Consider the following 20,125-nt stretch of genomic DNA (forward strand, 5'->3'; position numbering starts at 1 on the left):
TTCGGTAGCGTTGGGCCGCCGATGGCGGCCATATCGTCGTATGGGAGGATTAACCCCGGGGAGGTGCGCGCAGGGGCGGACGCAAAAAAGCGGTCCGGCCAAAGGGATGGGGCCGCAGCCGGGCACGCTGGACGCGGGTCAGGAGGCGGGCCGCGGATACGGGCCGGACTGCAGGCGGTGGCAAGTCGGCCGAGGACGGCTCGTCGTCCGGCGAAGCGGGCCGGGCCGCCTTCAGCCAGCGCCAGTGCTCGCCGGTGCCGGCCACCGCCGGTATCAGTTGCTCAGTGGTAAAGCCCTGGGGCTGGCCGGCCAGGGCCCGCGGGTGGAACACCCCCAAGGCACAGATGAACACCAACAGCCACGCCAGGCCCATTCCCGGAAGGGACGAGCGAGCAGAGCTGGGCAATGGGGTTGGGGATAGGTTCATGGGTGGCGTCATTCCGGGCAGGCGCTCAGTCTGAACGAGGACGGCGGTCGTCGTCAACGACTATCGCCGGTCCAAAATAAAAAGCCCGGCAGGACGCCGGGCTTGCAGAATGACTCGCCTTGGTCATCAGCACTCGATGATATTGACCGCCAGGCCGCCGCGGGCGGTTTCCTTGTACTTGGTTTTCATGTCCATGCCGGTGTCGCGCATGGTCTTGATCACCTTGTCGAGGGAAACCTTGTGTTCGCCGTCGCCGCGCAGGGCCAGGCGGCTGGCGTTGATGGCCTTGACCGAGCCCATGGCGTTGCGCTCGATGCAGGGCACCTGCACCAGGCCGCCAACCGGATCGCAGGTCAGCCCCAGGTTGTGCTCCATGCCGATCTCGGCGGCGTTTTCCACGTGCTCTATGGTACCGCCCACCACCGCGGTCAGGGCACCGGCGGCCATGGAACAGGCCACGCCCACCTCGCCCTGGCAGCCCACTTCGGCGCCGGAGATGGAGGCGTTTTCCTTGTACAGGATGCCGATGGCGGCGGCGGTCATGAAATACTGCACCAGGGCGTCGTCATCCACCGGCTGCACGAACTTGTCGTAGTAGTGCAGCACGGCGGGGATGATACCGGCGGCGCCGTTGGTGGGCGCCGTCACCACCCGGCCGCCGGCGGCATTTTCCTCGTTCACCGCCAGGGCGAACAGATCCACCCACTCCATCACGCTCAGGGGATCCTTGTTGTACTGGGACTCGCTGGTCAGCCGGCGATAGAGGGCCGGCGCCCGGCGCCGGACCTTGAGCCCGCCGGGCAGTATGCCCTCGGTCTTGCAGCCGCGCTTGACGCAGGCCTGCATCACGGCCCAGATATCGCGCAGGCCCTGAACAATCTCTTCCTCGGAGCGGTTGACCTTTTCGTTGGCCATCATCAGGCTGCTGATGGACATGCCGTTTTCCTGGCACAGGCGCAGCAGCTCGGCGGCGCTCTTGAACGGATAGGGTGCGGGGCGGGCCACCGCCTGGGCCTGGGCGCCGGCCTTGGTCTCGGCGAATTCCTCCGCCTTGACGATAAAGCCGCCGCCGATGGAGTAGTAGGACTGCTCGGCCAGCACGGTATCGCCCTCGAACACCCGGCAGGTCATGCCGTTGCTGTGCAGGGGCAGGGTCTTGCGGCGGTGGAAGACGATGGCGCCGCTGCGGGGAAAGGCCGCCGCGTGTTCGCGGTTGAGCAGGATCTGCTGGCTGGTATCCACCTCGGCCAGAAAACCGGGGATCATGTCCACGTCCACGCTTTCCGGATCATAACCGCCCAGTCCCAGTATTACCGCCTTGCCGGTGCCGTGGCCGATACCGGTCTGGCCCAGGGAACCGAAGAGCTCCACCTCGACCCGGCTGACCCGGGTCAGGGTGCCCTGCTCTGCAAGCTCTTTCACAAAGGCATGGGCCGCCCGCATGGGACCCACGGTGTGGGAAGAGGAAGGGCCGATGCCGATACTGAACATGTCGAACACACTGATCATGGGAACACTCCAAAACACAACAGGGCTGAACGCAATCATTCAACTTATATTGAATGATTGTAGGATTATTTGAGTTTTAACCCAACAGATTTTTAATAACAAAACAACAGGAGGCGGGATTTGTGAGCGGGATCGCCCTCAGCGGGAAACCTGCACAGCGAACTGGTGGATAACGGCGGCGGTAATGCCCCAGATCCAGATGCCCTGCCAGGGAATAAAGCACACCGTATGCCGCCGGCCCCGCCGGTGCAGGTAGTAAAGGTAATGATGATCGAGATCCAGCAGGTAGTCGAGCGGCACCCGGAATACCTCGTCCACTTCATCCGGGTTGGGCACAAAGTGCGGCCGGCCTTCGACCAGGCCGATAAAGGGGGTGAGCGCGAAGCCGGACACCGTGTGCTGGGCCCTCAGCCGCGCCAGCGGCCGGCACAGGGCCGGATCCAGCCCGATTTCCTCCTGGCTTTCGCGCAGCGCCGTGTGCCAGAGGCTGGCGTCGGTGTCGTCCACCCGGCCGCCGGGAAAGCTTATCTGCCCCGGATGATGCCGCAGGTGGCGGCTGCGCCGGGTCAGCACCAGCTCCAGCCCCTCCTCTCCCTCGAGCAGCGGCAGCAGCACCGCCGCCGGCCGGGCATGGCACGGCAGCACCGGATCCGGCGCCGGCGCCAGCAGGTTGAGGCGGGTCAGCAACTGCTCCCGGGTCATAGCCGCTCCAGCACCGGCAGTATCTTGCCCAGCTTGTCGAACAGCTCCTGATACTCGGCCCCGGCTTCGGAGTCCGCCACCAGGCCGCCGCCGGCCCAGCAGTAGAGGCGGTTTTGCTCCGCCAGCAGGGTACGGATGGTAATGCTGGTGTCCATGCGGCCGTGGACACTGAGGTAACCGATGCTGCCGCAGTAGCCGTGGCGGCGATGGGGCTCCAGCTCTTCGATGATTTCCATGGCCCGGATTTTGGGAGCGCCGGTGATGGAGCCGCCGGGAAAGGTGGCCGCCAGCAGATCGGTGCCGTCGAGCCCGGCGGCCAACTCGCCGGTGATGGTGGACACCAGGTGGTGCACCGCCGGAAAGGATTCGATGGCAAACAGGGCCGGCACCCGCACCGAGCCGGGCACGCACACCCGGCCGATGTCGTTGCGCAGCAGGTCCACTATCATCAGATTTTCGGATCTGTCCTTGGGGGCGGCGGCCAGCTCCCCGGCCAGCCGCCGATCCTCGGCGGCATCGGCGCCCCGGGGCCGGGTGCCCTTGATGGGCTTGGTCTCGACCCGCCGCCCTTCGAGGGCAATAAAACGCTCCGGCGACAGGCTGAGCACCGCCCCCTCGGGCAACTGCAGAAAGGCCGAAAAGGGCGCCCTGTTGTGCTCGCTCAGGTGGCGGTAGGCGGCCCAGGCATCGCCTTCGAAGGGGGCGTCGAAGCGCACCGTCAGATTGATTTGATAGCAGTCGCCGGCGGCCAGGTAATCCTGCACCCGGTCAAAGTTGGCCCGGTACTGGGCCCGGGACTGGTTGGCCCGCCAGGGGCCGGCCAGGCGGAACGGCGCCGCTGCCCGCGCCTGCTGCTGTTGCCACCACCCGAGCCGGGCGGCGAGCGCCGCCTCGTCGCCCGGCACCAGCAGGTGGGCAACCTGCTCCCGGGTATCGATCACCCAGGCCCAGTCGTAGAGCCCCACCGCCATGTCCGGGGTGGCCAGCTCGTTGGCGGCCAGCGCCGGCAGCCGCTCCAGCCGCCGGCCCAGATCGTAGCCAAACAACCCCAGGGCGCCGCCGGCGAAGGGCAGATGGCGCAGCTCCTCGGGCAGGTCAGGCTCACCCAGCAACCGCTGCTGCCATTCCTTGAGCAGGGCAAAGGGGGACTTGTCCGAAACCTGCGTCCGACCCTGATGCTCAATCACAGTGTGCTCGCCCCGGGTAACCAGGGTGGCCAGGGGGGCGGCGCTGATGATATGAAAACGGCTGTCGGCCCGGTCGGGAGCGGCCGACTCCAGCAGCATGGCCCAGGGCAGGTGGGCGACAGGGGAAAAGAAGTCATGCACCGAGCCGGAAAACGGCTGGCTGCGAACGTGCAGGGGCTGTCCCATTAATGTAATCCACTCGACAGTTTTGGTATCCGGCCGGCGGCCGGGCTGGCAGCCGGGGGGCGCTAAGCGTATCATAGCCGGGCTTATAACAACACAGAGCCAATGCCGATAACCCATGAGGAAGCCATGAGCATTATCAAGAAGCAGGACTTTATCGACTCCGTTGCCGACGCCCTACAGTACATCTCCTACTACCATCCGCTGGACTTCGTCCAGGCCCTGGAAAAAGCCTACCACAAAGAGCAGAGCCAGGCCGCCAAGGACGCCATCGCCCAGATCCTGATCAACTCGCGCATGTCCGCCGAAGGCCACAGGCCCATCTGCCAGGACACCGGCATCGTCACCTGCTTCGTGAAAATCGGCATGCAGGTGCAGTGGGACAGCGACCTGACGGTACAGGAGATGGTGGACGAAGGGGTGCGCCGCGCCTACAACAACCCCGATAATCCCCTGCGCGCTTCCATCGTGGCCGACCCGGCCGGCGCCCGCAAGAACACCAGGGACAACGCCCCCGCCGTGGTGCATATCGACATGGTGCCCGGCGATCACGTCGAGGTGGCCATCGCCGCCAAGGGCGGCGGCTCCGAGAACAAGTCCAAGATGGTGATGCTCAACCCCTCCGACGACATCGTCGAGTGGGTGCTGAAGACCCTGCCCACCATGGGTGCCGGCTGGTGCCCGCCGGGCATGCTCGGCATCGGCATCGGCGGCACCGCCGAGAAGGCGGCGGTGCTGGCCAAGGAAGCCCTGATGGATCCGGTGGACATCCACGACCTGATCGAGCGCGGCGCCGAAACCACCGAGGAAAAACTGCGTCTGGAAATCTTCGACAAGGCCAACAAGCTCGGCATCGGCGCCCAGGGCCTGGGCGGCCTCACTACCGTGGTGGACATCAAGATCAAGTCCGCGCCCACCCACGCCGCTTCCAAGCCGGTGGTGATGATCCCCAACTGCGCCGCCACCCGCCACGTGCATTTCCACCTGGACGGCTCCGGCCCCGCCGAGCTGACTCCGCCGAAACTGGAAGACTGGCCGGAAGTGACCTGGGAAGTGGGCGAGAACGTGCGCAGGGTCAACCTGGACACCGTCACCCGCGACGATATCGCCCAGTGGAAGATGGGCGAGACCGTGCTGCTTTCGGGCAAGCTGCTCACCGGCCGTGACGCCGCCCACAAGCGCATCCAGGACATGCTCAACAAGGGCGAAAAACTGCCGGTCGACTTCAAGGGTCGTTTCATCTACTACGTGGGCCCGGTCGACGCCATCGGCGACGAGGCCGTGGGCCCCGCCGGCCCCACCACCTCCACCCGCATGGACAAGTTCACCGACATGATGCTGGAGCAGACCGGCCTTGTCGGCATGGTGGGCAAGGCCGAGCGCGGCCCCGCTACCGTCGAGTCCATCAAGCGCCATAAGGCGGTATACCTGATGGCCGTGGGCGGCGCCGCCTACCTGGTGGCCAAGGCGGTGAAAAAGGCCCGGGTGCTGGCGTTCGAGGATCTGGGGATGGAAGCCATCTACGAATTCGAGGTGGAAGACATGCCGGTCACCGTGGCGGTGGACGCCGAGGGCAACAACGCCCACGTTGCCGGCCCCGCCATCTGGCAGGCCAAAATCGAAGAGCTGGATGCCGCACTGAAGGGCTGAAGCTGATACAGATGCCGGCCCAGGGCCGGCATTTTCTTTGGAGCGCAGGCGGCCCGCCTGCATATTGCCGCAACGCGGCAAACCTTAGGCGCCCTTGCAGGCGCTAATGCGGGCGGGCCGCCCGCGCTCCCTTCACCCGGTTTCAAACCCGTGCACGCCTCTGGGCGCAATCTCTTCTTGCTGCAGCCCGGTCACATGGGCGGTATCCGGCCCGGTTCTCAGCCAGGCCAGCAACTGGCGAACCGCCCCGCTGTCTCCCTCCGCCAGTACTTCCACCCGGCCGTCGGGCAGATTGCGGACGTAACCGCGCACCCCCAGCCGTTCGGCCTCGCACTGGGTGTAGTAACGAAAGCCCACCCCCTGCACTCGACCGCCGACCCAGATTTTTTTGGCAATTATGGTCATTTTTGTTCGCCTCCCTTTGTATTTTGCCGTCACCACTTCTAGAATTACGCCCCTTTTTCAGACAAGCAGCCCAGCCTATGACCCCTTCCATAACCCTAGTTGCCGGACGGGAAAAGTCCCTCCTGCGCCGCCACCCCTGGGTGTTTTCCCGTGCCATCGACAAGGTGCAGGGCCAGCCCAACGCCGGGGATACCGTCGATATCCTGAGCCACAACGGCCAGTGGCTGGGCCGGGGCTTCTACTCGCCCCAGTCCCAGATCCGCGCCCGGGTGTGGACCTTCGATAACAACGAAGTGGTGGACCCGGCCTTTTTCCTGCGCCGGCTGCAACGTGCCAAAGACAGCCGCCAGCCGCTTATCGAGGAGCAGGGCCTCACCGGTTACCGGCTGTGCGCCGCCGAGTCCGACGGCCTGCCCGGGGTAACCATCGACGTCTACGGCGAGGTGGTGGTGTGCCAGTTGCTCAGCACCGGCGCCGAGCGCTGGCGCCCGGCCATCGTCGAGGCGCTCGAGCAGCTCTATCCGGGCGCCTGCATCTACGAGCGTTCCGACGTGGCGGTGCGCAAGAAGGAGGGCCTGAAGGAGCGCAAGGGCCTGCTGGCGGGCCAGTTGCCGCCCCAGCCCGTGGTGATCGAGGAAAACAACGGGGTACGCATCCTGGTGGACGTGGAAAACGGCCACAAGACCGGCTTTTATCTGGATCAGCGCGACAACCGCCGTATCGCCGGCCGCTACTGCAAGGGCAAGCGGGTACTGAACTGCTTCAGCTACACCGGCACCTTCGGCGTCTATGCCCTGAAGGGCGGCGCCGATGAGGTGATCAACGCCGACCTGTCCGAGTCGGCCCTGGCGCTTGCCCGCCAGAATGCCGAGCTGAACGGCCTGGATCTCGGCCGGGCCCGCTTCGAGCAGGCGGACGTGTTCAAGCTGCTGCGCGACTACCGGGAGCAGGGCCAGCGCTTTGACGTCATCGTGCTGGACCCGCCCAAGTTCGCCGAGAGCAAGGCCCAGCTCAACGGCGCCTGCCGCGGCTACAAGGACATCAACATGCTGGCCTTCCAGCTGCTCAACCCGGGCGGGATGCTGCTGACCTTCTCCTGCTCCGGGCTGATGACCTCGGATCTGTTCCAGAAGATAGTAGCGGACGCCGCCCTCGACGCCGGCCGCGACGCCCAGATCCTGGAGCGGCTCAACCAGGCCGCCGACCATCCCATCGGCACCGCCTATCCGGAAGGCCACTACCTCAAGGGGCTGGTGGTCCGCGCCTGGTAACGGCCAGGGGCCGCCTGCGGCCCCTCGGCTTGATGACGCCGCCATTGTCATGATCGTAGAAGTCGGCCAAAGGGAACGGCTCCGCCGACACGCTGCAAAATATGACACTCGCGGTTTCGGCCTGCTGCGAACATTCACTGGATGTTCGGTCAGGCCGAAACCGCTCGTCACGGCGAGCAAGCTCGCCCCCTGTACGCTCGCACATGCCATCCATGGCATGTGACGGTCGGCGCAGCCGTTCCCTTTATCCGCCTGTTTTGACGCCGCTGTTGCCTGCCAAGGTAAGCCCGAAGGTTTGTCAGCCAGGTAGTCTAACCGTTACTATTAGCACTTTGCGTTTATCACCAAGGAATCCGCAGTGGACCCCATTCGCCTAACCCAATACAGCCACGGCGCCGGCTGCGGCTGCAAGATCTCGCCCAAGGTGCTCGACACCATACTGCACAGCCAGTTGCCCGCCTTTGCCGACCCCCGCCTGGTGGTGGGCAACGCCAGCCGGGACGACGCCGCCGTGGTCGACATCGGCAACGGCATGGGCATCATCTCCACCACCGACTTCTTCATGCCGATAGTGGACGACCCCTTCACCTTCGGCCGCATCGCCGCCACCAACGCCATCAGCGATATCTACGCCATGGGCGGCACTCCCATCGTCGCCATCGCCATCCTCGGCTGGCCGGTCAACCTGCTGCCGCCGGAAGTGGCCCAGCGGGTGATCGACGGCGGCCGCCAGGCCTGCCATGACGCCGGCATTTCGCTTGCCGGCGGCCACAGCATAGACGCGCCCGAACCCATCTTCGGGCTGGCGGTCACCGGCCAGGTGCCGCTCGCGCGGGTCAAGCGCAACGACACCGCCGGGGTCGGCGACCGCCTCTATCTCACCAAGCCGCTCGGCATCGGCATCCTCTCCACCGCCCAGAAGAAGGGGCTGCTGCGGGAAGAAGACGGCCTGCTGGCGCCCGAGGTGATGTGCCAACTCAACAAGCCGGGCCAGGACTTCGCCACCCTGGAGGGGGTTACCGCCATGACCGACGTCACCGGTTTCGGCCTGATGGGCCACCTGCTGGAGGTGTGCGAAGGGGCCGACGTCGGCGCCCGGCTGGAGATGGCCGCCATCCCCCTGCTGCCCAACCTGGACTACTACCTGCAGGCCGGCGCCGTACCCGGCGGCACCCTGCGCAACCTGGACGCCTACGGCCACAAGCTGGCGCCGCTCAGCCCGCGCCAGCAGCAGATACTGTGCGATCCCCAGACCAGCGGCGGCCTGCTGGTGGCGGTGCGCCCCGAAGCGGAGCCCGACTTCCTGGCCCTGGCCCGGCGCCACGAGCTCGAACTCGCCCCCATAGGCACACTCACCGCCCCCGGTACCCATCGCATCGAGGTGAGCGGTGACTGAGCTGACCGCCGATTACGACCTGCTGCTGGGCGAGGATGTGCCCATGCTGGATCTGCGCGCCCCGGTGGAATTCATCCAGGGCGCCTTTCCCTCGGCCAGCAACCTGCCGCTGATGACCGACGACGAGCGGGCCCGGGTCGGCACCTGCTACAAGCAGCAGGGCCAGGCCGCCGCCATCGCCCTCGGCCACCAACTGGTCTCCGGCGAGGTGCGCGCGGGGCGGCTGCAGGCCTGGCTCGACTGGCTGGACGCCCACCCCAGGGGCGTTATCTACTGCTTTCGCGGCGGCCTGCGCAGCCAGACGGTGCAGCAGTGGCTGCATGAGGCCGGCCGGCCCGTCCTCCGGGTGGAGGGCGGCTACAAGGCCCTGCGCCGCCGCCTGCTGGCCGTTATCGAGCAGGAGTTCCGCCAGCCCGGCTATGTGCTGGCGGGCCTGACCGGCAGCGGCAAGACCGACTGGCTCAGCCGTACTCCCCTGGCCCTGGATCTGGAAGCCCATGCCCATCATCGCGGCTCCAGCTTCGGCCACTGGGGCGAGCCCCAGCCTACGCCCATCGACTTCGAGAACCGGCTGGCCATCGCCCGGCTCAAACAGCGCCGGGCCGGTATCACGCCCTGGCTGGTGGAAGACGAAAGCGCCATGATCGGCCGCTGTCCCCTGCCCCTGTCGCTCTACCAGCGGATGCAGCAATCGCCGCTGCTGGTGCTGGAAGTGCCTTTCGCGCAGCGGGTACGGCAGATCCAGCACGACTACGTGGATTTGATGCAGGCCCGCTTCGGCAACGACATGGCCCGCCTCGGCGACTACCTGCAGGGCGGCCTCAAGCGCCTGTACAAGCGCCTCGGCGACCGGGAGTGGCGCCGCCTCTCCGCCATCATGCACGAGGCCCTGACCGCACAAGCTCGCGGCCTGGGCAGCGATGGCCACCAGGCGTGGATCACCGAGCTGCTGGAGCGCTACTACGATCCCATCTACCGCCGCCACCTGGCCGCAAAAGAAGCCCGTGTGGTCAAACGCGGCGACGCCGGCGAGCTGGCCGACTGGCTGGCCAGTCGGCACCAGGCCGTGACTTCGCCCATCACCACATTATGTTAAAAATGGAAACTCAGCATGCTTGAACGAATCACCCTGCCGGTGACCCCCTTCGCCCAGAACTGCAGCCTGATCTGGTGCAGCCAGAGCCGCAAGGCCGCCCTCGTCGACCCCGGCGGCGAGACCGAGCGGCTGCTGGCGGCGGTGGCGGAGCGCGACCTCGAGCTGGAAAGCATACTGCTCACCCACGGCCACCTGGATCATGTGGGCGCCACCGGCGAGCTGAAGGCAAAGACCGGGGTGCCCGTTATCGGCCCCGGCCGGGACGACGCCTTCTGGATAGACGCCCTGGCGCAGCAGGCGCAGATGTTCGGCTTTCCCCCGGTTAACGACTTTGTACCCGACCGCTGGCTCGCGCAGGGCGACAGCGTCACCGTCGGCGAGGAAACCCTGGAGGTGTATCACTGCCCCGGCCATACCCCGGGCCATGTGGTGCTGCTGCACCGGGCGCAGCGACTGGCCTTCGTGGGCGACGTGCTGTTCCGGGGCAGCATCGGCCGTACCGACTTTCCCCGCGGTAACCACCAGCAGTTGATCGACAGCATACTGCACACCCTGCTGCCGCTCGGCGACGACATCACCTTCGTGCCCGGCCACGGCCCGGAAGGCACCCTGGGCGAAGAGCGGCTGCACAACCCCTTCCTGCGCTAGCCGGCCCGTCTCCCGGCCGGTCGCCACACCGGCCTTTTTTACGGAAACACCATGAAAATCAAGCATAAACTCGGCCTCAACAGCCTGGTGGTGGTGATCGCCATGACCCTGCTGTATCTGCTGTTCAGCCACGGCCTGAAGATCCAGGAACGCCTGCACCAGGCCAAGGACATGGCCATGAGCCTGCAACGGGACATGCTCGCCCTGCGCCGGGCCGAAAAGGACTTTCTGGCCCGCCAGGATCTCGCCCATGTCGCCGGCTTCGACGCCACCCTGGCCCGTACCGCGCACACCCTGTCGGCACTGGCGCCCGTGCTGCACGATCAAGGCATGGACACGGCGGCGCTCGACACCCTGGCCCGGCGCTTTGCCGACTACGGCCAGGCCTTCCATGCCATCGTCGCCAGCCAGCAACGGCTGGGGCTCGACCACGAATCGGGCCTGAACGGCGAGCTGAGGGCAGCGGTCCACGCCATAGAGCGCGAGCTGGACACCCTGGGCGCCGACGCCGTGCTGGTCACCCTGCTGCAACTGCGCCGGGCCGAAAAGGACTTTATGCTGCGCCGGGATCTGCGCTACCAGGCGCGCTTTAACCAGTTGCTCACCGACCTGGATCGCCAGATCGCCGAGCTGGCCCTGCCGGCGCCGACACGGGCGTTGGCCGGCCAGTACCGGGAGACTTTCAACGCCTTTGTGGATGGCGCCCGCGAGCTTGGCCTCGACAGCAACCAGGGCCTGCAGCAAACGATGCGCCAGAGCATTCAAAGCACCGAGGGCCTGCTGGAGCAGACCCTGGCCGAGATCGACCGGCAACTGCTCGAGCGCCAGCAGCAGGCCCGTACCCGGGCCAGACTGCTGTTTATCGCCATGCTGGTGCTGACCTCGGGGCTGGCACTGCTGCTGGCACGCTCCATCTTCCTGCCCGTCAGCCGCATCCGTTCGGCGGTACAGCGCATCGATCAGAGCCGGGATCTGGGGCTGAGGGTGGAAGCCACCGGCCGGGACGAGATCGGCGACATGGCCCGGGCCATCAATACCATGCTGGACGGTTTCCAGCGGGTGATCCGCCAGGCCAACGAGGCGGTGGCGACCATGAACCACACCACCGGCGTGCTGTCGGAAAACGCCGAGCGCACCGCCGCCGATATCGAGCGCCAGAAAAGCGAAACCGATCTGGTGGCCACCGCCGTCACCGAAATGGTCGGCACCATAGAAGACATTGCCCGCAACACCGAGCACACCGCCCAGCGGGCCGACTCGACCCACGAACATGCCCTGCAGGGCCAGCAGCAGGTGCAGCGCAGCATTGCCCTTATTCATCAGTTGTCGGACCGGCTGGAAGGCTCGGTAGACAGCATTCAGGCCCTGGCCGAGCAGAGCCAGGGCATCGGTTCGGTGCTGGGCGTGATCCAGGCCATCGCCGAGCAGACCAACCTGCTGGCGCTCAACGCCGCCATCGAGGCGGCCCGGGCCGGCGAGCAGGGCCGGGGCTTTGCCGTGGTGGCCGACGAGGTGCGCGCCCTGGCCGGACGCACCCAGGATGCCACCGGCGAAATCGCCGCCATCATCGCCTCCCTGCAGGACAGGACCGGCGCCATCGTCGAGTTGATGCACCAGTGCCGCCAGCAGGGGATGGACAGCCGGGAACAGGCGGCGCTGACCGAAACGCTGCTTGACGGCATTACCCGCGAAGTCACCGAGATCTCCGACATGGCCAGCCAGGTCGCCACCGCCATCGAGCAGCAGAGCGCGGTGGCCAACGAGGTAGGGCAAAACGTGGTGGTGATCCGCGACATCACCGAGGATGCCGCCGACGCCGTGGCCAAGAACGCCCGCGCCAGCACCGATATTTCGGTCCAGGCGGAGCAGTTGCAGCGGGTGGTGTCGGTCTTCAGGGCATAAGCATGCCGGGCCCGCGGGCCCGGCATGCCTAGTCGGCCAGGTGTCCGGCCAAAAACGCCAGGCTACGCGACCAGGCCTGTTCCGCCGCCTCGGGGTGGTAGCGGGGGGTGGAGTCGTTGTGAAAGCCGTGCTGGGTCCCCGGATACACATGGGCCTGGTAGCGGATGCCGTGGCGTTGCAGGGCCGCTTCGTAATCGGGCCAGGCGGCGTTGATGCGATCGTCCATTTCGGCCATCTGGATAAGCAGTGCCGCCTTGATGTCGGCCACCTTGTCCAGGGAGGGCGGCATGCCGTAAAAAGGCACGGCGGCGCCGATCAAGGCCGGCTGCTCGGCGGCCAGCCGGTTGGCGATAAAGCCGCCAAAGCAAAAGCCCACTACCCCCAGTTTGCCCTTGCCCCCGTCCAGGGACTGCAGGAAACGGGCGGCGGCGGCGAAGTCGGCGGCTATCTTGTCGCCGTCCAGCCGTTGCTGCAGGGCCCGGCCGTCATCGTCGTTGCCCGGATAGCCGCCGAGGGTAAAGAGCGCATCGGGGGCAAAGGCGACAAAGCCGGCCTTGGCCAGGCGCCGGGCCACGTCCTCGATATAGGGATTGAGACCGCGGTTTTCGTGCACCACCAGCACCCGCCCCGCCACCATGCCGGCGGCGGGCCGAACCAGGTAGCCGCGCCCCTTGCCATGACCCTGGGGAGCGTCGAATTCGCGGTAGGCGGCGACAATATCGGGATCGGTAAACGACACCTGCTGGGCCTGGGCATAGTCGGGCATCAGGCTGGCGAGCAGGGCCGGCGCCGTCATGGTCCCCGCCGCCACGCCGGCCAGGCCGGTCATGAATTCGCGCCTGTCTATCTGGCCGTGGGCGTAGCGATCGTAAAGTTCAAAGGCCCGGCGGGGAATGGCCGGCGGCTCGCGCTTGCTCATGGTCTGGCTCCGTGACGATGGATGAGTGCGCGAAAAGTATAGCAGTGCCGGAGCGGACTCAGTCGTCCCAGTCGTCGTCATCCTCGTCGGCCGGCGCGTCCCGGCCGGTTACCGCCACCACCGGCGCCAGTACCGACACCCGCTCCAGCAACCGTCGCCGTGGCTGCCAGTTGCCCACAAAACCAAAACGGTAGCGCTGCTCGTCCAGCCGGAACCGTTCCTCGGCCTGGGCCCCCAGCGCCCGGTTGATGCACTCCAGCTCCGCCTCGCTCAGGGACAGATCCAGGGTAAAGGCAATAATGGCCCCGTCATGGCCGGGCAGTTTGCCCCGGTTGACCGCCAGCACCCGCTCCCGGGGCAGTGCCATGGCCACCCCCTTGATGCCGTTGACGATATAAAGGCGATCGTCGTCAAAAGCCAGGTTGACAAGCCGCTGCCGGCTCCAGTTTGCCGGCCACAGGCTGACCAGCAGCAGCACACCGCCAAACACGGCACCGACCCAGTGGATAAGCCCAAAGCCCTGCCGCCCGTACCACAGCGCCGCGGCCACCGCCGCCAGGCTGGCCAGCAGTACCAGGGCATGGGTCAGGTAAAAACGCAGGGCCGGCGGCCACAGCACGAACCGCAGGGGTTGTTGCAGCAATTGCTGCAGGGGAAGGGACTGCACTGTCATGAACGATTCCGGTTCGCTGAAAAACGGCTACCCTAGCAAAAAAAGCGCCGCCCATAAATAATGACACCAGGTCCACAGGGAGACAGTCGCATGAACAAATGGTGGTGGGGAATATTGGCCTGGCTGCCCGCCCTGGCGCTGGCCGAGGCCATCGGCGGTTATTCCGCCGGTTGCCAGATGAACGCCCGGGCCCTGCCCGGCAGCGGCCCCGGATTTTATGTGATCCGAAGCGAACGCCAGCGCTACTACGGCCAGCCCCAGATGATCCACTACCTGCAGGATCTGGGACGCCGGGTCGACCAGGCCGGGCTGCCGCCCATGCTGGTGGGGGATATCGCCATGCAGCGGGGCGGGCCCTTCGCCTATGGCCACCGCAGCCACCAGACCGGGCTGGACGCGGACATCTGGCTGCGCAGCCCGCCGGAAAATCCCCTGCCCCGACAACTGGAAACCATAGCGGCGGTGGACATGGTCGACCACCGCCACTATGTGCTGACCGCCGATTTTCAGGATAAGCAGCGCCAGTTAATCGCCCTGGCGGCCCAGGATCACCGAGTCGACCGCATTTTCGTACACCCGCTGATCAAGCAGGCCCTGTGCCAATCCCATGGCGAATCGCCCTGGCTCAGGAAAATCCGGCCCTGGTTCGGCCATTCCAGCCATTTCCATGTGCGCCTCGCCTGCCCTCAGGGCCAGGCCCGCTGCCAACCCCAGGCGCCGGTACCCGCCGGCACCGGCTGCGGCGCCGAGCTGGCCGGCTGGCTCAACGACCGTGCTGGCGAAATCACCGTCGGCCCGCGCGCACCCTGGCGCCCGGTTTTACCCAAGGCCTGCGTGGGCTGGGTCAGGCCCTGAAGCCCCGCACCAGCCGCTCCAGCCCGGCGTTGGCCTCGCCCAGCAGGCGGCTACTGTCCTGGTTGTGCCTGTCCTGGGCCACCAGGGTGCCGACCATGTCGCTGATGCTGACCATGTTCTCATCGATCTGGCGGGAGACGGTGCGCTGCTGCTCGGCGGCACCGGCGATCTGCTCGGTCAGGCCGTGGATGCGGTCCACCGCCGACGCCAGTTGATCCAGCCCCTGGGTCACCGCCGCCGTATGGCCGGCGGTGGCCTGGCAGCTCTGCCGGGTGTCGGCCATGGCCGACACCACGGACGCCACCCCGCCGGTCAGCCGCGCCAGGCGGGCACCGATTTCCTCGGTGCTGGCCTGGGTCCGGGCCGCCAGGGCCCGCACTTCCTCCGCCACCACCGCGAATCCCCGCCCCTGCTCACCGGCCCGGGCCGCCTCAATGGCGGCGTTAAGCGCCAGCAGGTTGGTCTGCTCAGCGATACCGGCGATGCTGTCGAGGATGGGGGTGATCTGCTGCACCGCCTCGCGCATCTGCGCCACCTGGCCGCTGGTGCCCTCTACTTCCTCCTGCAGCGCCGCCACCGCCGCCGAGGCCTGCTGGACCAGGGCCCGGGAAGAGCGCGCCTGACGGTTGACCTCGCGGATAAAGCCGGCGCTGTCCCGGGCGCTGCCGGCCACCTCGTCGGCGCTGGCGCTCATCTGGTTGACGGCGGCCACCACCTGCTCCGTTTCCCGGGCGTGGGCATCGAGCACCTCGCCGCTGCGCCGGGCCCCTTCACCCAGTTGCTGCAGGGCCTGGCGGATATCGCCGCTGGCCTCGCCCAGGCGGGCGACCATCTGCTGCAGATAGGCCATGAAACGTTTCGAGTAAACAAAATTTTCATTGTTCGCGCCGCAATCCAGGTTGCTCGCAGTGACCCAAGCCAACGATTTAGGGACAAATAGCAGATTGAGGTTAAATGCCTGTTCTTGCTGACCTTTTTTCGCCTTGATCTGCATTTCAACAACTTCAGCTTTGTCATAACTCACCGTTAACGGCAAGTTCAGCGATGATCCCTTGGTGGTTAATGGCTGTCCATTTGTAGTTAAGTTGCCATTCCCGGTAATAGCGCCCAGCGTTAAGCTGGCATCTGTTGCCAAGCCCTTAAGATGCGCTTCAGTAATAGTCACCTCACCAAACACAAACCCGACCAGTGCTTCCGGCTCTTGGGAATCAGGGCACAATTTGCAATCCGTTAATGGCACGCCATCTTTCCAACAGCGTAATGCCGGGCTAGATGTTGGCCATGGCGATGCCTTGTGAATAGCAAGCTGCACACACCGATTTAGTTTACTAGAACCATTGGGAGAAGTTGGTGATGATTGTCCTTCAAAACGTTTAAAGTTGACAATGGTAGCATTATTATCAAGGTTATTTTTAATATGCAGTTCTCTTACCTGCCGACCGTAAGTCACATAACAGTTGCTATCGACACAGGAAGTGGCCTGGAATTTCTTATTCTGGCTATTAAAGAACAAACGGTAGTGATGCAACTCTTCGAACTCTTCGGCGAAAGAGAAGGCTTTGTAAATAATAGCCGAGCTGCCTTCCATTTCCAAATCAACCACATTCACAGCACCAACTATTTTGGAGCTGCCTTGTAGTTCAACTTCACCCTGCACATATAAATAGCCGTGTATCTCCGATGAACCCTCTAAATCCACTTCTCCTTCATCACTTCTATTTTTTTCACCATGCACAACAATAAACAAAGGTTTTGAAGATGTAGCATTAATACTGGTACTACCTTCCAGATCTAGTTCATCTTTAATATGCAAGATGGTTTCACCAGCAAGGTGTATTTTACTACTGCCTTGCAGCTTTATATCTTCATACCAGTACTCACCGGCAGCAAGGTATAATTGCGCAGACCCTTGAAGATCTAATTCCTTAGCGCGTACGGCACCATAAAAATTGGCATTATGTAACTTAAGCGCATCATGAGTATACAGATCTCCATGAAAGGTTAAATTACTACCAAAATCGACATTGGTATTGTAGTTCCGGATATTAATCCGCCGATCACCGGCACCGAGTGTAGATATTTTGACATTAACATTATCTTTTACATACATATTAATATCACCAGGCTCAGGCTGTATGATTCTGGCACTGCCTTGCAGGTCTAACTTTTCCAACCAATAACTGCCCGGCAGTAAAGTAACTTGAGCACTACCCTGCATGGTTAATGATTTGGCTTGAATTAACTGGTTCAGATTAGCACTACCACTCATTTGCAAATGAGCGTGAGTATTCAAACTACCAACAAGCTGGCGTTTTATTTGCGCATCATCCTGACCATAATAAACCAGATTCACAGGACTATTGGTCGTGCCCAGCGCTCTGCTGGAATCCAGTTCCAATTCGTTTTTAACATATAAATAAATAGCTCCCGCAGGCGATGCTTCAATGCCAGCACTACCAGACAACGTCAATTCATCCATATAGTAATGGCCGGGGGCCAGCTGCAAGGTGCCACTGCCGCTGACCTCAAGCTTGCCTTGAATACGCACTTTGGCTTGTTTAGCATCAATCTTACATCTGCTCTGTACACTCACCGACTGATAAACGGCGCTTCTGAATGTTGCATTCTGATTGTTATTCCAGTCACATATCAAGGAATTGGCAGGGGTTGTGTTATTAAAAAATTCGGGTAGTGGTGCCAGTCTGCCAGACCAAGGCTCGTTGAAAGCCCAGTCATTCGGCCATTGCAGAGTCAGCCCAGACACCGTATTGCCACTTATTGAACAAGAGCCATTATCACACTCGCCTTTTAAATTATCTTTTTTTACAAAATCTAATACGCGGTTATTAGTGCCAATTATCCGTGTAGCGCTGTCCATGTCCACTTCACCTTTAGGGTCATGGCTTTGGGCGGCAAAAGGGAAAAGTGCAGGAATACTGGATGCCAGCGACGGTGCCGAGGCAAGCAAGGCGGTCAGGTAAAACAGTGCGTATTTGTTCATTCAATCACCTCGACTTCGATATGGCGGACCACGGTCAGGCCGCTGCCGGTGCAGGTGCCGGTGGCAATCACGCGCACCTGTGTTACACCGGCAGTTTCTCTGGGGGCAGAACCGCTGGCTTCACCTTCGCAGCCAGCAATGTTTGCGGTAATGGGTTCGATTTGTGTAATGGTATTCAGCAGGTCAAACACCTTGCGCTCCAGCAAGGACTCGGCGGTAAGCCGGGCTTTTAGGGCTTGAACTTCGTATACCAGCTGGCGGCTGCTCTGGCCCGACAGGGTGACCATGGCGGCCATCAGGGCAGACAAAATCACCATGATGAACAACACGCTGAGCAGCATGCTGCCCGCCTGTTGCGGGTTAAGGCGCATAGGTCACCTGCAGCTGTCCGGGTAACACCAGGTCACCGTCTCGGGTGCTCAATACAAGCTCCATTTGTATCAGTTGGCTGGACTCATCGTAGCCCAGAAAGACCTTGTCTCCTGTGATCCCGGTCAACATAAGCACCCTGTCATTCCAGTTTTCACCGGTTTTGTTTTGACGATACAGGCTACCATTGTCCACACAAAAACGTACTTGTTCAGGCTTCAGCAGGGTATAACGCAGGCCAAACCCTTCGCGGCTGAAGCTGGCAGACTCCAGATCATTCTGAATATCAAGGGTGAATTTCTTTTCGGCCTGATCCTTCACTTTGTGCACATCGGCAGGCATCAAGCCGCCTGGATAGTTTTCCCAGACTTCATCACCGCTCTCGGCACGAATGGCCATAAAGGTGTCTTTAATAACCTCTTCCTGCAGGCTCAGGGGCACGATAAAGGTGGCCGTCTTGGTTCTCACCGAACCGATATAAGTACCGGCGGCCCGAGCCGGTACAAAGGAAAGGCAGCGGTTGTTGTCACTGAGGTACACGCTGGGGCCATAGGCTACGGCCAATTCGCGGCGCAGGCGCTCCAGGGTGAAACGGGCACCGGCCAGGGCCTGAGCCCGCTCTGTGCTGCCCACGTAGCTTTCGGCGATGTGGGCAATAAAGCGGGTGCCGAACAGGGCACTGATGCCAATCAGCACCAGCACGATCACCAGCTCCAGCAGGGTAAAGCCGCGCGCCTTCATCGGATATTGTACCTGTGCAGGATAAAGGACAGATCGGCGCCGCTTTGATCTGCGATGGAAATAGTGACTTCCTTAAATGGTGCATTGGGATCAACGGTATTCAGGGTTACACAGGTCTGCACTCTGTAACGGGTGTAAAGGAGCGTTTGGGAGAGCTTGAGTTGGTCTGCCAGCGCATTGCCGGCAATGGCGTTGTCATCACCACACCACAAACGAAAATCATCCACATGGGAAAAATCTTTCAACCTGGCATCCGCACCGGCAGTGGGAGCATTCAGACAGTCAGGGGCTGCGCCAATATCACACCGCTTATGCTCGGCAGCATAAGGGTCATTCTCCGCATCATATTTTACCGCCAGCACCTGCTCGGCCAAGGCTTCGGCCAATGACACGGCGCGAAACTGAAACACCGGATCCAGCTGGCGTGGCTGGCTTAAAAAAAACAGCCCCGCCCCCACCAGAACTATGGCCAATATCGCCAGCCCCACCACGTATTCCAGCAGACTGAGACCGGCGTTAGCGCGCCACATGAATATAGCCCTCGGGTTCAATCAATACGGTTTGGCCGGCAAGGGTAATTTGCAGGGTATTGGGCAGCAGCTGATAGCCTGCACCGCTGTTCACAAAAGGACGGCCCAACCGGCTGGCTTCACTGAGATAATCGGGGTCGACAACTTCACCAAACTGCAGGGTAAAGGGTAAAGACTGATTAGCGGTCACCGGCAAGCTTGCCCCCAGCCACAATTCATTGCTCGGAGCCTCCAGATTTGCTTCATTCAGCAAAACCGCATCCTGGCAATTGGCGGAAAGGGAAATACCGCCGGCAGTCACCGCCAGCACACCGCAGCGATTAAGAGGAGCCATGTTTTTCAAAGCATCGGGATCATTCATTGCCCTGAGCTGGGCCAGACGCAGCAAGCCCGCCAGATTGCGGGCCTGCAGTGAGTCATTAAAGTTACCGCTCACCGGCAGGCGGGGAATGGCCACGGCAGCCAGAATGCCGATTATCACCAGCACCAGCACCAGTTCAAGCAGGGTAAAACCGCGTTGAAGGGTCATAAGGTTATCGAGTAGGGTGAGGCGTTACCGCCTCATCCCTCTCACAGAACCGTACATACGGGCCACGTATACGGCTCATGCCATTAACTTACCCCGAACTCGGGGACAGTGATGCCGGTTTTGACCTTCGCA

General features: G+C 63.0%; 19 protein-coding genes. 7 read left to right on the forward strand and 12 right to left on the reverse strand.

Annotation, left to right across the window (positions count from 1 at the left end; genetic code table 11):
* Positions 1–49: 49 nt before the first annotated feature.
* The 4 genes from C7I36_RS02465 to pabB all read right to left on the reverse strand — a co-directional run bounded on the left by C7I36_RS02465 (position 50) and on the right by pabB (position 4,011).
* Positions 50–427 (reverse strand): hypothetical protein, encoded by a 378-nt coding sequence (locus C7I36_RS02465; protein ID WP_146137296.1) that lies wholly within the window; start codon positions 425–427, stop codon positions 50–52.
* A gap of 126 nt (positions 428–553) precedes the next feature.
* Positions 554–1,936 carry an L-serine ammonia-lyase gene (locus C7I36_RS02470; protein WP_106452147.1) on the reverse strand — a complete coding sequence of 461 codons (1,383 nt, stop codon included), beginning with the start codon at positions 1,934–1,936 and terminating at the stop codon, positions 554–556.
* A gap of 138 nt (positions 1,937–2,074) precedes the next feature.
* Positions 2,075–2,638, reverse strand: a complete 564-nt coding sequence (locus C7I36_RS02475) for a CoA pyrophosphatase (protein WP_106452148.1) — start codon at positions 2,636–2,638, stop codon at positions 2,075–2,077.
* A complete protein-coding gene (gene pabB, locus C7I36_RS02480) occupies positions 2,635–4,011 on the reverse strand; it encodes an aminodeoxychorismate synthase component I (protein WP_106452149.1) in 1,377 nt (458 codons plus the stop codon). Before pabB ends, C7I36_RS02475 begins: the two co-directional genes overlap by 4 nt.
* A gap of 126 nt (positions 4,012–4,137) precedes the next feature.
* On the opposite strand from pabB, the gene C7I36_RS02485 reads away from it, so the two are divergent.
* On the forward strand, positions 4,138–5,658 hold the full coding sequence (locus C7I36_RS02485; protein WP_106452150.1) for a fumarate hydratase: 1,521 nt from the start codon (positions 4,138–4,140) through the stop codon (positions 5,656–5,658).
* Between the two features lie 132 nt (positions 5,659–5,790).
* Here C7I36_RS02485 and yccX read toward each other — a convergent pair whose 3' ends face one another.
* The gene (yccX, locus tag C7I36_RS02490) at positions 5,791–6,063 is read right to left on the reverse strand and encodes an acylphosphatase (protein ID WP_106452151.1); all 273 of its coding nucleotides are present in this window, start codon (positions 6,061–6,063) and stop codon (positions 5,791–5,793) included.
* 77 nt (positions 6,064–6,140) lie between these two features.
* Between yccX and C7I36_RS02495 the strand changes: the two genes are divergently transcribed.
* The 5 genes from C7I36_RS02495 (at position 6,141) to C7I36_RS17375 (ending at position 12,376) form a co-directional block, all read left to right on the forward strand.
* On the forward strand, positions 6,141–7,334 hold the full coding sequence (locus C7I36_RS02495) for a class I SAM-dependent methyltransferase (RefSeq protein WP_106452152.1): 1,194 nt from the start codon (positions 6,141–6,143) through the stop codon (positions 7,332–7,334).
* A gap of 358 nt (positions 7,335–7,692) precedes the next feature.
* Positions 7,693–8,730, forward strand: a complete 1,038-nt coding sequence (selD, locus tag C7I36_RS02500) for a selenide, water dikinase SelD (protein ID WP_106452153.1) — start codon at positions 7,693–7,695, stop codon at positions 8,728–8,730.
* Positions 8,723–9,826, forward strand: coding sequence for a tRNA 2-selenouridine(34) synthase MnmH (gene mnmH, locus C7I36_RS02505; protein ID WP_106452154.1), 1,104 nt, complete (start codon positions 8,723–8,725; stop codon positions 9,824–9,826). Before selD ends, mnmH begins: the two co-directional genes overlap by 8 nt.
* A 15-nt stretch (positions 9,827–9,841) precedes the next feature.
* Entirely contained in the window at positions 9,842–10,474 is a 633-nt protein-coding gene (locus tag C7I36_RS02510; RefSeq protein WP_106452155.1) for an MBL fold metallo-hydrolase, read from the forward strand.
* 51 nt (positions 10,475–10,525) lie between these two features.
* Positions 10,526–12,376 (forward strand): methyl-accepting chemotaxis protein, encoded by a 1,851-nt coding sequence (locus C7I36_RS17375; RefSeq protein ID WP_106452156.1) that lies wholly within the window; start codon positions 10,526–10,528, stop codon positions 12,374–12,376.
* A 28-nt stretch (positions 12,377–12,404) separates the two neighbouring features.
* On the opposite strand, the gene C7I36_RS02520 is transcribed toward C7I36_RS17375, so the two are convergent.
* Positions 12,405–13,295, reverse strand: a complete 891-nt coding sequence (locus C7I36_RS02520; protein WP_106452157.1) for a dienelactone hydrolase family protein — start codon at positions 13,293–13,295, stop codon at positions 12,405–12,407.
* A 58-nt stretch (positions 13,296–13,353) separates the two neighbouring features.
* The gene (locus C7I36_RS02525) at positions 13,354–13,968 is read right to left on the reverse strand and encodes a hypothetical protein (protein WP_106452158.1); all 615 of its coding nucleotides are present in this window, start codon (positions 13,966–13,968) and stop codon (positions 13,354–13,356) included.
* A 90-nt stretch (positions 13,969–14,058) separates the two neighbouring features.
* Between C7I36_RS02525 and mepA the strand changes: the two genes are divergently transcribed.
* Positions 14,059–14,823 (forward strand): penicillin-insensitive murein endopeptidase, encoded by a 765-nt coding sequence (gene mepA, locus C7I36_RS02530; RefSeq protein ID WP_106452159.1) that lies wholly within the window; start codon positions 14,059–14,061, stop codon positions 14,821–14,823.
* Here the strand turns inward: mepA and C7I36_RS17380 are convergent.
* From C7I36_RS17380 to C7I36_RS02555, 5 genes are read right to left on the reverse strand one after another with little or no spacing between them, the layout of a single operon-like run.
* The gene (locus tag C7I36_RS17380; RefSeq protein WP_106452160.1) at positions 14,813–17,824 is read right to left on the reverse strand and encodes a methyl-accepting chemotaxis protein; all 3,012 of its coding nucleotides are present in this window, start codon (positions 17,822–17,824) and stop codon (positions 14,813–14,815) included. The two genes, mepA and C7I36_RS17380, sit on opposite strands and share 11 nt — an antisense overlap.
* Positions 17,821–18,195 carry a hypothetical protein gene (locus C7I36_RS02540; RefSeq protein ID WP_181256273.1) on the reverse strand — a complete coding sequence of 125 codons (375 nt, stop codon included), beginning with the start codon at positions 18,193–18,195 and terminating at the stop codon, positions 17,821–17,823. Before C7I36_RS02540 ends, C7I36_RS17380 begins: the two co-directional genes overlap by 4 nt.
* The gene (locus C7I36_RS02545) at positions 18,185–18,934 is read right to left on the reverse strand and encodes a prepilin-type N-terminal cleavage/methylation domain-containing protein (RefSeq protein ID WP_106452162.1); all 750 of its coding nucleotides are present in this window, start codon (positions 18,932–18,934) and stop codon (positions 18,185–18,187) included. Before C7I36_RS02545 ends, C7I36_RS02540 begins: the two co-directional genes overlap by 11 nt.
* A complete protein-coding gene (locus C7I36_RS02550; protein WP_106452163.1) occupies positions 18,931–19,464 on the reverse strand; it encodes a type IV pilus modification PilV family protein in 534 nt (177 codons plus the stop codon). Before C7I36_RS02550 ends, C7I36_RS02545 begins: the two co-directional genes overlap by 4 nt.
* Positions 19,451–19,993: a pilus assembly FimT family protein gene (locus C7I36_RS02555; protein ID WP_106452164.1), complete on the reverse strand. Its 543-nt coding sequence runs from the start codon at positions 19,991–19,993 to the stop codon at positions 19,451–19,453. The genes C7I36_RS02550 and C7I36_RS02555 overlap by 14 nt, the downstream gene beginning before the upstream one ends.
* Positions 19,994–20,125 lie beyond the last annotated feature (132 nt).

Origin of the sequence: Zobellella taiwanensis, from assembly GCF_003012795.1 — a bacterium.
Classification (GTDB): Bacteria; Pseudomonadota; Gammaproteobacteria; order Enterobacterales; family Aeromonadaceae; genus Oceanimonas; species Oceanimonas taiwanensis.

Coding starts and splice junctions, on each gene's coding strand:
- C7I36_RS02465 (WP_146137296.1), bottom strand. CDS start 427: ATGAACCTATCCCCAACCCCATTGCCCAGCTCTGCTCGCTCGTCCCTT.
- C7I36_RS02470 (WP_106452147.1), bottom strand. CDS start 1,936: ATGATCAGTGTGTTCGACATGTTCAGTATCGGCATCGGCCCTTCCTCT.
- C7I36_RS02475 (WP_106452148.1), bottom strand. CDS start 2,638: ATGACCCGGGAGCAGTTGCTGACCCGCCTCAACCTGCTGGCGCCGGCG.
- pabB (WP_106452149.1), bottom strand. CDS start 4,011: ATGGGACAGCCCCTGCACGTTCGCAGCCAGCCGTTTTCCGGCTCGGTG.
- C7I36_RS02485 (WP_106452150.1), top strand. CDS start 4,138: ATGAGCATTATCAAGAAGCAGGACTTTATCGACTCCGTTGCCGACGCC.
- yccX (WP_106452151.1), bottom strand. CDS start 6,063: ATGACCATAATTGCCAAAAAAATCTGGGTCGGCGGTCGAGTGCAGGGG.
- C7I36_RS02495 (WP_106452152.1), top strand. CDS start 6,141: ATGACCCCTTCCATAACCCTAGTTGCCGGACGGGAAAAGTCCCTCCTG.
- C7I36_RS02510 (WP_106452155.1), top strand. CDS start 9,842: ATGCTTGAACGAATCACCCTGCCGGTGACCCCCTTCGCCCAGAACTGC.
- C7I36_RS17375 (WP_106452156.1), top strand. CDS start 10,526: ATGAAAATCAAGCATAAACTCGGCCTCAACAGCCTGGTGGTGGTGATC.
- C7I36_RS02520 (WP_106452157.1), bottom strand. CDS start 13,295: ATGAGCAAGCGCGAGCCGCCGGCCATTCCCCGCCGGGCCTTTGAACTT.
- C7I36_RS02525 (WP_106452158.1), bottom strand. CDS start 13,968: ATGACAGTGCAGTCCCTTCCCCTGCAGCAATTGCTGCAACAACCCCTG.
- mepA (WP_106452159.1), top strand. CDS start 14,059: ATGAACAAATGGTGGTGGGGAATATTGGCCTGGCTGCCCGCCCTGGCG.
- C7I36_RS17380 (WP_106452160.1), bottom strand. CDS start 17,824: ATGAACAAATACGCACTGTTTTACCTGACCGCCTTGCTTGCCTCGGCA.
- C7I36_RS02540 (WP_181256273.1), bottom strand. CDS start 18,195: ATGCGCCTTAACCCGCAACAGGCGGGCAGCATGCTGCTCAGCGTGTTG.
- C7I36_RS02545 (WP_106452162.1), bottom strand. CDS start 18,934: ATGAAGGCGCGCGGCTTTACCCTGCTGGAGCTGGTGATCGTGCTGGTG.
- C7I36_RS02550 (WP_106452163.1), bottom strand. CDS start 19,464: ATGTGGCGCGCTAACGCCGGTCTCAGTCTGCTGGAATACGTGGTGGGG.
- C7I36_RS02555 (WP_106452164.1), bottom strand. CDS start 19,993: ATGACCCTTCAACGCGGTTTTACCCTGCTTGAACTGGTGCTGGTGCTG.